Annotated in this window: 8 protein-coding genes and 1 other RNA gene; all 9 read left to right on the forward strand. The window is 57.5% G+C overall.

The window, feature by feature from the left end; genetic code table 11:
• The first annotated feature begins 1 nt into the window (after nt 1).
• Nucleotides 2-2,701: a response regulator gene (locus CSQ89_RS09300; protein WP_099405887.1), complete on the forward strand. Its 2,700-nt coding sequence runs from the start codon at nt 2-4 to the stop codon at nt 2,699-2,701.
• Nucleotides 2,702-2,841: 140 nt separating this feature from the next.
• Nucleotides 2,842-3,946 (forward strand): peptide chain release factor 2 gene (gene prfB / locus CSQ89_RS09305; protein ID WP_139023001.1). Its coding sequence is split into 2 segments (ribosomal slippage): nt 2,842-2,922 and nt 2,924-3,946, totalling 1,104 coding nucleotides; the frame shifts between segments, so codons are not numbered across the junction.
• 2 nt (nt 3,947-3,948) lie between these two features.
• On the forward strand, nt 3,949-4,368 hold the full coding sequence (locus CSQ89_RS09310; RefSeq protein ID WP_099405888.1) for an Ivy family c-type lysozyme inhibitor: 420 nt from the start codon (nt 3,949-3,951) through the stop codon (nt 4,366-4,368).
• 23 nt (nt 4,369-4,391) lie between these two features.
• Nucleotides 4,392-5,897 (forward strand): lysine--tRNA ligase, encoded by a 1,506-nt coding sequence (gene lysS / locus CSQ89_RS09315; protein ID WP_099405889.1) that lies wholly within the window; start codon nt 4,392-4,394, stop codon nt 5,895-5,897.
• A 76-nt stretch (nt 5,898-5,973) separates the two neighbouring features.
• Nucleotides 5,974-7,884, forward strand: coding sequence for a bifunctional tRNA (5-methylaminomethyl-2-thiouridine)(34)-methyltransferase MnmD/FAD-dependent 5-carboxymethylaminomethyl-2-thiouridine(34) oxidoreductase MnmC (gene mnmC, locus CSQ89_RS09320; protein WP_199065369.1), 1,911 nt, complete (start codon nt 5,974-5,976; stop codon nt 7,882-7,884).
• Nucleotides 7,885-7,947: 63 nt separating this feature from the next.
• Nucleotides 7,948-9,264, forward strand: coding sequence for a TRZ/ATZ family hydrolase (locus tag CSQ89_RS09325; RefSeq protein WP_199065372.1), 1,317 nt, complete (start codon nt 7,948-7,950; stop codon nt 9,262-9,264).
• Nucleotides 9,265-9,300: 36 nt separating this feature from the next.
• Nucleotides 9,301-10,023 (forward strand): bifunctional 2-polyprenyl-6-hydroxyphenol methylase/3-demethylubiquinol 3-O-methyltransferase UbiG, encoded by a 723-nt coding sequence (gene ubiG, locus CSQ89_RS09330; protein WP_099405890.1) that lies wholly within the window; start codon nt 9,301-9,303, stop codon nt 10,021-10,023.
• Nucleotides 10,020-10,682 (forward strand): HAD family hydrolase, encoded by a 663-nt coding sequence (locus CSQ89_RS09335; RefSeq protein ID WP_099405891.1) that lies wholly within the window; start codon nt 10,020-10,022, stop codon nt 10,680-10,682. Before ubiG ends, CSQ89_RS09335 begins: the two co-directional genes overlap by 4 nt.
• Nucleotides 10,683-10,709: 27 nt before the next feature.
• Nucleotides 10,710-11,070, forward strand: a transfer-messenger RNA (tmRNA) gene (ssrA, locus tag CSQ89_RS09340).
• Nucleotides 11,071-11,623 lie beyond the last annotated feature (553 nt).

Here is an 11,623-nt window from a genome sequence, read left to right on the forward strand (position 1 = left end):
CATGCCAACCACCCATTCAAGCCAGTACTGGCGGCCACAGTTTGAGCGCGCACTCAGCATTATGCGTGACCAGCCCGAGCAAGGCCGGCGAATTGGTCGCGAACTACAGGCCCAAGGTCAGCGCGATGACCAGATCGCCCCCACCCTCTATGGCGAGCTGGTGCAGGCACTCTGCGACTTCTTTGACGACCGGAATGCCCATACCGTGGCGACCTTCCAACGTCTCGATGACGCTTTCAGCACACATCAGTTGCAGGAAGGGTTGTTACTCAGCCGCTATGGCCTGAGCGCTGTCTACCGCGTGCTCGGAAAAGTCGAAGAAGCCTACCAATACGGCCAGCGCTATATCCTGCCTATCCTGCCGGAAAAGCCCGAACTGGGCAGCGTGCTCGCACTGAACACCCTGGGCATCATCGCGCAGGAACGTGGGCTGACCGATGAAGCGCTGCGTCACTTCTACGCGGCACTGGAAGCGGCAAGAACCCTGGGGCTGCGGGCGCGGGAAGCGCAGATTAGCTGCAATATCGGCGAGCTGTTCTATATCTGCGGCAATGCCGACGATGGCGAAACAACGCTCTGGCAGGCCTATGAACTCGCCCAGGACTGTGACGAAGACTGGCTGGTGCCTTTTATCTGCTTCATACTCGCACTATGCAAGCTGTCCCGTGATGACATTGAAGGCGCCCACGGCGTCATTGCGCCCTTCTTGCCGCCCTCGCCCGCCTTCCAGCACGCATCGCCCTCCAACCGCGGATTTTTCCTTGCGGTGGCATGTTATACCTTGGCGCATCAGGTAAAGCTGGATGAAGCCCAAACCTATTGCCAGCAAGCGTTAGCCGAAATAGACAGCTACGAGGAAAGACATCTGCGGCCCTACATCTGGTGGGCCTGCGGGCATCTGCATTACCGGCAGGGTATGTTGGCCAAAGCCGTGCAGTACCTCAATCGCGCCATTGATGAAACCGGCGAGATGGGCTACACCTTCATGCCTATGCGGGCTTGCAATGACTTGGCTGAAATTCATGCCGCGCAGGGTCACTGGCAGGCCGCCTTGCTAGATTACCAGCGCTATCACCGTCTGTATGAAAAAGCACAGGGACAGGCAACGCGCACCAAATTGCTGATGTTCAGCATTCAGAGCGACCTGCGCACAGCCGAAGCCGCCCGCAAGCATGCAGAAGAGTCAACTCGCGCCAAATCCATGTTTCTAGCCAACATGAGCCATGAAATCCGCACACCGATGAATGCCATCATCGGCATGGCCCACTTGGCGCTCAAGACGCCACTCACCCCCAAGCAACGCGACTATATCGACAAGATCCACAACGCCGGCCTGTCTTTGCTGGGGGTAATCAACGATATCCTCGATTTCTCCAAGATCGAAGCCGGCAGGCTCGATGTGGAATCAGTTGATTTCGACCTTGATGATGTACTGGCCAATGTGGCGTCCGTCACCAATGCACGTGCCCATGCCAAAGGGCTGGGCTATACGTTTGATATCCCCGCCAATATCCCGCAACGGCTTAAGGGTGATCCGCTACGCCTTGGGCAGATCTTGATCAACCTGCTCAATAACGCCGTCAAGTTTACCGAGGAGGGAAAGGTAACACTCAGCGCCGCGCTGGAGAAGCAGGATACCCGCGGTATTCGAATTCGTTTTAACGTACGCGATACCGGCATCGGCATGACCGAAGAGGAAGTCACCCGGTTGTTCCAGGCCTTCACCCAGGCTGATGGCTCCACTACACGCAAATTTGGCGGCACCGGTCTGGGCCTGAGCATTTCGCGCCGACTGGTAGAGATGATGGGGGGAAAAATCGGCGTGCAAAGCCGTGTAGGCGAAGGCGCCTTATTCCACTTCACGGCCTTGTTCCAGGCCGCCACCACACCCAGCAAACAACCCACACCCGAAACCCCGAGCAGCCTGCCGAGCTTTGGCGGCGTACGGGTATTGCTGGTGGAAGACAACGAAATCAACCAACAGATTGCCCAGGAGTTGTTGCAAGCCGCTGGTGTCAACGTCACCGTGGCGAACAATGGCAGAGAGGCGCTCGACAAGCTGCTGGCTGTCGAGCCCGCCCCATTCGATTTGGTGCTGCTTGATGTACAGATGCCTGTCATGGACGGCTTTGCCACTATCCGGGCGATTCGCGCAGAGCCCAGCCTTACCGATCTCCCCGTGGTTGCAATGACGGCCCATGCATTGCTGGAAGAAAAACAGCGTTGCCTGGATTCGGGCATGAACGATCACCTCGCCAAGCCCATCACACCGCAGGCCTTATTCGATACGGTTGCCCACTGGGCGGCACGACATAGCGTCACCGTAGTGGATGCAACCTCAACCGATGTCAACCTACCCGATCTGCCCGGCTTGAATGTGGTCAGCGGCCTGGCCCGTACACTGGGCGACAAAACACTTTATCTTGCCTTGCTGCAACGCTTTTACAAGGAACAAGCTGGCGTAACTGAACGCATTCGCACCGCCTTGCCTAATGAACTGGCCTTGGCACATCGGCTGGCCCATACCCTGAAAAGCGTGGCCGGCTTGATCGGCGCAACAGAAGTGCAACGATTGGCAGCCGACATCGAGAGCAAGCTCGAACAACCGACAGCACCCAACATCACGGTAGAACTCGACCAACTGGCCCGAGTTTTGAATCAGCTTCTGGCAGGGCTCAATATCGCCATATCCCATCTATAATCCCCCACTGGCAAGCCGCTCACCCGTAAACGCCTTTGGCGGAATAGCGAGTTGGCGCAAAATTGCACAAATAGCAGGCCAACCTGCTTGCCCGGCTCCGGTATAATTCGCGGTTTATTCAGATTTCAGCAGACGCCGCCATGGAAGCCGAACAGCTCAACGCCATTGAAAACGCCCTCGCCGATCTCGCCGCCCGTGGCGACGAACTGCGGAGGTATCTTTGACTACCCCGGGAAGAAAGACCGCCTGGAAGAAGTAAGTCGCCTCTCGGAAGACCCCAGCATTTGGAACGACCAGAAGCGCGCCCAGGAAATCGGGCGCGAGCGTAAGGCGCTGGAAGACGTGGTGCTTGTATTGGACCAACTCGCCAGTGGCGTTGCCGATGGCCGCGACCTGTTCGATATGGCCAAGGCCGAAGCCGACTGGGGCACGATGGCCTCCATCGAAACCGATGTTGCCGAGCTGGAGCGCAAAGTAGCCGCGCTTGAATTCCGACGCATGTTCAGCAACCCGATGGACCCCAATGCCTGCTTTATCGACATCCAGTCTGGCGCTGGCGGCACCGAGGCCCAAGACTGGGCCGGCATGCTGATGCGCATGTATCTGCGCTATGGCGAGCGCAAAGGTTTCAAAGTAGAGATCATGGAAGAGTCGGACGGTGAAGTCGCCGGCATTTCCAGCTGCACCATCAAGCTTACTGGTGACTATGCCTACGGCTTTCTACGCACTGAAACCGGCGTACATCGTTTGGTGCGGGTATCTCCGTTCGATTCGAATGCCCGCCGGCATACCTCCTTCTCCAGCGTGTTCATCTACCCAGAAGTCGATGACAGCATCGAAATCGAAATCAACCCGGCCGACCTGCGTATCGATACCTATCGTGCCTCGGGCGCGGGTGGTCAGCACATCAACAAGACCGATTCAGCGGTGCGGATCACCCACGTGCCAACCAACATCGTCGTGCAGTGCCAGAACGACCGTTCGCAACACCGCAATAAAGACGAAGCCATGCAAATGCTGCGTGCCAAGCTTTACGAAGCCGAGCTGCGCAAACGCATGGAAGCCCAGCAAGCACTGGAAGCTGGCAAATCCGATATAGGCTGGGGACACCAAATTCGTTCCTACGTGTTCGACCAAAGCCGCGTGAAAGATTTGCGCACCAATGTCGAAGTGGGCAACGTCAAAGGCGTGATGGATGGCGACCTCGATATCTTTATCCAGGCCAGCCTGAAGCAAGGCGTGTAATCATGTTGCGATACGTCGTTCTCCCGTTGATGATGGTGTTATCGGCCATACCCGTTGCCGCCAGCGAGGCCCCTTACACACGTTATGCTTACGAAGTTGAGCTGACAGACCCTGCCTTCAAAAAGGCAATGCGCCCGTTACTGCGTCAAGCGAGCAAAGTGGCTCCATGGGTCAATAATCTCGGCGTAGTCTCCCCCGGCGAGCGAGTCATCATCAATGGTCAAGACGGTTGGGTATATCAAGGCTGTCAACCGCATGGCTGCCCGAATGAAGGCTACGTCTTGCTTTACCTTCCTGCCCAACAGAACGCCTATGGCCTGTTCTGGCGCAGCTTCGATAAAGCAGCGCACCCCGATCGTCTCTGGCTTGGCAAGCCAGGTCGTCCTATACAAGATTTGCTAGAACAACAGCGCCTCAAATAACCAAGTCAGAGCCGTATACACCTATGTCCGAAGAACAAACCCCGCTCGTCCTAGACGAAAACCAGCTGATTGCTGAACGTCGTGCCAAGTTGGCGGAAATCCGCAAGCAAGGTATCGCCTTCCCCAACGACTTCAAACCCGCGAACAGGGCGGGCAATCTGCATGCAAAGTACGATGCGGCGGAAAAGGAAGTGCTGGAGGCAGACCTGATCGAGGTATCGGTCGCTGGCCGCATGATGTTGAAGCGGGTGATGGGCAAGGCCGCCTTCGCCACCATCCAGGATGAATCTGGCCGTATCCAGTTGTATATCTCGTTGGATAAAGTCGGCGAAACCGCGCTGGCTGCATTCAGGACCTGGGACCTTGGCGATATTCTGGGTGCCAGCGGCACCCTGATGAAGACCAAGACGGGCGAGCTCAGCGTGCAAGTCACCGAGCTGCGTCTTTTGGTCAAGGCCCTGCGCCCGCTGCCAGAGAAATTCCATGGCATGACCGACCAGGAACAGAAATACCGCCAACGTTATCTGGACCTGATCACCAACGACCAAAGCCGCGATACGTTTATCAAGCGCTCCAAGATCGTGCAGAAGATTCGCGAGTTCATGAGTGACGAAGGTTACCTTGAAGTCGAAACACCGATGATGCACCCGATTCCGGGCGGCGCCGCGGCCAAACCATTTGTGACGCATCACAATGCGCTCGACATGCCGCTGTACCTGCGTATTGCGCCGGAGCTGTATTTGAAGCGCCTCGTGGTAGGCGGTATGGAGCGCGTGTTCGAAATCAACCGCAACTTCCGCAACGAAGGGATGAGCACACGCCACAACCCCGAATTCACGATGCTGGAAAGCTACGAAGCGTATGCCGATTACAACCGCATCATGGACTTGACCGAAGCGATGATCCGCCATGCCGCCCGTGAAGTGGTCGGTCATACCGCCGTGACATACCAGGGCAAGATCGTCGACCTCGCCAAGCCTTTCGAGCGGCTGACTGTGGAAGAAGCCATTCTCCAGCACAACCCCGAGTACACCAAAAAACAGCTGAACGACCGCGTCTGGCTAAAAGGCGAGATCGAACGGCTTGGCGGCAAGAGTTTTGCCACCAGCGGTATTGCAGGGCTCCAGTTCAGCCTGTTTGAAGAAACGACCGAGACCAAGCTGTGGGACCCGACCTATATCATCGACTACCCGGTCGAAATCTCCCCGCTGGCGCGCGGCTCAGACACCCGCCCCGGCATTACCGAACGGTTCGAGCTATTCGCCGTGGGCCGCGAATTAGCAAACGGCTTTTCTGAGTTGAACGACCCGGAAGAACAGTCCGAGCGCTTCCTCGACCAGGTACGTCAGAAGGATGCCGGCGATGAAGAAGCCATGCACTACGACGCCGAGTACATTCGTGCCTTGGAGCACGGCCTGCCCCCTACCGGTGGCCTGGGTGTCGGTATCGACCGCCTGGTGATGCTGCTGACCGATGCCGCGTCGATTCGCGATGTCATCTTGTTCCCACAAATGCGCCGCGAGGATTGAGTCTGATCTGTTCAGGTAAAACAATGGGAGCGCTGGCTCCCATTGTTTTTGGCAGCCCTAGCAAAAGTCTGAAGTCGTGACCACGCCTTTTCCCCAAATTCAATCCGCCCAGCTGGCACTGACGGCTGACGGCATCCCCTACTCCACCGCCTTCGATGATGTTTATCACACAGCGGATGGCGGCATTGCTCAGGCACAACATGTGTTCATGGCGGGGAATGACTTACCGGGTCGCTGGAGAAAACGTCGCGCATTCACCATCTGCGAAACCGGTTTCGGCCTGGGCTTGAGTTTTATCGCCACCTGGGCGGCATGGCGTGCCGACGAAGAGCGCAGCGAACGCCTGCATTTTGTCTCGTGCGAGCTGCACCCTTTTACCGCCACCGACCTCACCACCCTCTACACCAAGCTGTTTGCCAACGAGCCCGCCCTGCTTGAACTGGGTACCATGCTGATTCAAGCATGGCCCATGTTGATGCCCGGCATTCACCGTCTAGAACTGGATGGTGGTCGGGTTACGCTCACCCTACTGCTGGGTGATGCCCTGTATTGGTTGACCAAACTAACAGCCCGCGTCGACGCGTTTTATCTCGACGGCTTTTCCCCCAGCAAGAACCCAACGCTTTGGCAATTACCGCTCTACAAGCAGTTCACGCGCCTCGCCGCCAATGGCGCCACACTGGCAACCTATACCGTGGCCGGCGATGTGCGACGTGGCTTGGAAACAGCGGGTTTTACGATTGAACGCCAACCAGGCTTTGGCAGCAAACGGCAAATGTTGGTGGGACAATTTAAAGGTTTTCGGCAACCGGACACTACCTATACCCACCGTCACGCCATCGTGGTGGGCGCAGGCATCGCGGGCAGTGCCATTGCCGAACGTCTGGCCGCACGCGGATGGCGCATTACGATGCTGGAACGGCATCCCCAACCCGCCCAAGAAGCATCAGGCAATCTGGCTGGCGCTTATCGACCGGTGGTGTCCAGCGACGATAACAACCACGTGCGGCTGGTGCGAGCCTGTTTTCTTTATGGCCTAGGGCGACTGAAGCACTTGTCGCAATATCCTGGGCTACATTGGTCGCAATGTGGCGCACTGCAATTGGCCCGAACAGAAGACGAAGCCGAGCGCTTCAAGCGCCTTGCCGAAGAGCAAGATTGGCCATCGTCATGGCTGCGTGCCGTTTCACGCCAAGAAGCAAGTGAACTAGCCGGCTTGCCCGTGGCTGCAAGCGGCCTGTGGTTTCCGCTGGCTGGGTGGATTAACCCACCCAGCCTCGTCGATGCCCAGTTGGATGCCGCAGGCAGTGCGCTGGAACAACGCTATGGTTGCGAGCTGGCCAAGCTAGTCCATGAAAATGGCGAATGGCAGGCCTACGACGACCAAGGCCATTCATTGACCAGCGCGCCGGTATTGATCCTGGCCAATGCCGCCGAGACCACCCGCTTTGCACCCGAGCTATTGATGCGTGGAGATAGCAGACTGGTGAGCCACCTACCAAGCACGATTGCGCCCGACAGCAAAACCGTCGTCTGCTTGGCGGGCTACCTCACCCCAAATCATCAAGGCGTGGCCTGCCTGGGTTCGTCTCCCCTGCAGCAGCAAGACGAACCAGCCGATGGCCATGCAGCCAACCTGGCCATACTGCAGCAGATGTTCGACCCCGCCCCGGCTGGGTTGGATGCCAATGAACTCCAAGGCCGCCTTTGCGCCCGCCCAAGCACTATCGACCGGCTACCGATTGTTGGCCCGCTGGGCGACCCAGCCACCTTCCAGACCAAACACACCGGCAGCTTGCACCTGGCGCCACGCAGGCCCGGTTTGTATGCGCTGACCGGTTTTGGGGCACGCGGCTTGGTTTGGTCTGGCCTCATGGCCGAACTGTTGGCCAGCCAAATCGAGGGCGAGCCCTTGCCACTGGAGCGTGAGTTGGTCAACGCCATTGATCCCGCCCGCTTTTTGGGGCGACAACTTGAACAAAGCTAATGTTGGCAACATGGCGGGCAGTACACCGACTGCATTAAAATCCGCCATCTTTTTACGAGCCAGATGATGCCTAAACCAATCTGCCTGCATCCACGTTGGCTCATTCCGGTCGAGCCACGTGGCGTTGTATTGGAAAACCACGCCCTTGTTATCGAAGGCGAACGCATTGCTGCCATCCTGTCCAGCGCTGATGCGCGCGTGCAATACGCCAATGCCGAACACCTGAAATTAGCTGAACACGCCCTCCTGCCCGGCTTGATCAACCTGCACGCCCACTCTGCCATGAGCCTGCTGCGCGGCTTGGCCGACGACTTGGCGCTGATGGATTGGTTAAACAACCATATTTGGCCCACCGAGGGCAAGCATGTCTCCGACGAGTTCGTCTTCGACGGCACCGTACATGCGATGGCGGAGATGATTCGCGGTGGCACCACGACCGTGAACGACATGTACTTCCACCATGAAGCCGTCGCTCGGGCCGGTATCACGGCAGGCATGCGCACCATCGTGGGTTGTTCGATTCTCGAATTCCCCACCGGCTATGGCCTGAATGCCGACGATTACATTGGTAAAGCCTTAGCTGCACGCGATAGTTTTACCGGCGAGGCCTTGGTCCACTTCAGCCTGGCGCCGCATGCGCCCTACTCTGTCGCAGACGACACCTTTCGTAAGGTCATCACGCTGGCAGAACAACTGGATATCGGCATCCATTGCCATATCCATGAAACCCAAGATGAAATCGACACCAGCCTCAAGCAGTACGGCGTACGTCCGTTGGAACGACTGCGTAATCTCGGCTTGCTCGGGCCAAACCTAATCGCCGCCCATGTTGTACACGCCAATGATGCCGAAATCGCCCTGCTGGCCAAACACAGCGTCAATGTCGCGCACAACCCAGCCAGCAATCTCAAGCTGGCTTCTGGCTTTGCCCGCATCCATGCCATGCAGACTGCCGGTATTCAGGTCGGCATCGGCACCGATGGCGCAGCCAGCAACAATAAGCTCGACTTATTAGGCGACCTACGTTTGGCAGCCCTGTTGGCCAAGGCCGAATCGACCAACCCCGAAGCCATGCCAGCCGCCACCGCGCTAGAAATGGCCACGCTGGCAGGAGCCAGGGCACTGGGCATGGCCGACCAAGTCGGTAGCCTTGTGGCAGGCAAGCAAGCCGACATCATTGCGGTCAATCTATCCGGCCTTGAAACCCAACCGCTATACGACCCGATCTCGCAACTGGTCTATGCTGCTGGACGTGAACAAGTCAGCCACGTTTGGGTCAACGGCCGCGCCTTGCTGGACAACCGGGAACTGACCACCCTGAACATAGGCCAAATCCTGTCACGTGCCCGCCACTGGCGTGAGCGCATCGCCGCGCAATAAGCCCGCGCCAGTTACGCCTTAACAAGGAATCGCATCATGACCGAACAAGCCGCCAACAACCGCAATGTCGACGACGCCGAATTGGCCAAGTTTGCCGGCCTCGCGCACAAATGGTGGGACAAGGAGAGCGAATTCCGCCCCCTGCACGAAATCAATCCGCTACGCCTGGGCTTCATCGACAACCATGCTAACCTTGCCGGCAAACGCGTGTTGGACGTGGGCTGTGGCGGTGGCATTCTTTCTGAAGCCATGGTCCAGGCAGGGGCATCGGTTACCGGGCTTGATCTGGCCGAGAAGTCCCTCAAAATTGCCAAGCTACATGGCCTGGAGAGCGGTGTAACAGTGGACTACCGTTGCCTCGCAGTCGAAGAACTGGCCGCAGCCGAACCCGCCAGCTTCGATGCGGTCACCTGCATGGAAATGCTGGAACACGTACCCGAGCCCGCCAGCGTGGTCGCTGCTGTTGCGCAGTTGGTCAAGCCCGGTGGCTGGGTGTTCTTCTCCACCATCAATCGCAACCCCAAGGCCTATTTGCACGCTGTTGTCGGCGCCGAATATATCCTCGGCCTGTTGGCGCGCGGCACCCACGAATACGCCAAGTTCATCAAGCCATCCGAATTGGCCCGCATGGCCCGCAATAACGGGCTTGAGATGGTCGAACTAAAAGGCATGGGTTACGACCTGATCGCCAAGTCCTACCATCTGAATGACGATGCCACCGTGAATTACCTGCTGGCCTGCCGAAAGAGCGCCGCGTGATCAAAGCCATCCTATTCGACCTTGACGGCACCTTGGCCGACACCGCGCTAGACCTGGGCGGTGCACTCAACCGTTTGCTGGCTGAAGAAGGCCAACCACCCGTGCCTTACGAAAAAATCAGGCCCATCGCCAGCCACGGTGCACGTGGCTTGGTCGAGTTGGGCTTCGGCTTACACCGAAATGATCCCGGGTTCGACGCACTACGCCTACGATTTCTCGATCACTACGAAGACGGCTTCCAGCACGAAACCGTCTTGTTCGAAGGTATCAACGCCCTGCTGGAAACCCTAGCAGCGCGCGGCATCAAGTGGGGCATCATCACCAACAAGCCCATGCGCTTCACCGACCGGCTCGTCCCCGCACTCGGGTTTAGCATTGCCCCCGCCGTGGTCGTTTCAGGCGATACCGTCGGCGTTGCCAAGCCCGACCCACGCCCCATGCAGCATGCCTGCGAACAAATCGGCGTCGACCCCAGCCAATGCTGGTATGTCGGCGACGCCGAACGCGACATCGTCGCCGGCCGTGCCGTCGGCATGAAAACAGTACTGGCCGGCTACGGCTATATCGCCGAGACCGACCGCCCCGAAGAATGGGGGGCCGACCTCAGAATCGCGCATCCACTGGAACTACTCGCCCTTTTACCCATTCAAGCGGTATAATCACCACTCTTCATCGGTTTTACCCATGGGGCCGACATGGCTTCGACGGGGGTTGCAAAGCGGATGAGGGCATGCCGGGATCTCAGAACCCCGTTAAACGCTGAATATATTTAGTCGCAAACGACGAAACTTACGCACTAGCCGCTTAATCCCGGCCAGTCGCTGCACTGATCTGCTCATAGGTCAGGCCGGGCAACCGGCAGCAGCGTTATTTATATGAGACCGCCCTGCAGCGGGCTACTTGTTGCAGGGTTAAATTTAGGTAGCTCGCGTGTGCCAAGCCTGTCGGTCGGCGTGTCAGACGTTAAATCCAATTGGCCAGACTAAGCATGTAGAACTCACTGTAGAGTGCTTCCGGACGCGGGTTCGATTCCCGCCGGCTCCACCAACAAAAGCCCGTAAAATCAATAACTTAGATTTTACGGGCTCTTTTTTACATGGCTGGATTGGGGCTGTTTGGGGTGGGTATTGCCAGCATTTTTGCCAGCATTTTTCCGCCTCTTTTTGCCCCTAATTCAGTACAGATTTTTGACCATTTCTGGGTCATCTTTCATCGCAATTTTCGGTCTCTTTTCCTCCTAAATTTCGATGGCATTACCCTAAACTTTCACCCCAATTTGGAAGGCAGAAATTTAGGGCTAGACTCATAGGATTGACCCTCATTCCGACAAGCGGCACAGCCTCCTGCTAATTCTCCGCCATAGAAATCAACTATTAGAGTTCCCCCGCAACTCCTTCGGCATCCACTTTGCAATCCGCTCCGCTTTGCTCATCCGAATCTCTTTCACCCGACGACTGATGGCCGTTCGGTAAGCGTCCAGCGCTTCCACCTACGCAGCAACGCTGCGGCATGCTACGCCGCTGCCGTCGTCCGCAACGGCAACAGTTCGTCGATTCTGCTGTTTGGCCAGGCGGGTAGCTTCTCCAGGGTGTCGCGCAGC

This window comes from Chitinimonas sp. BJB300, from assembly GCF_002735695.1.
GTDB lineage: Bacteria > Pseudomonadota > Gammaproteobacteria > Burkholderiales > Chitinimonadaceae > Chitinimonas.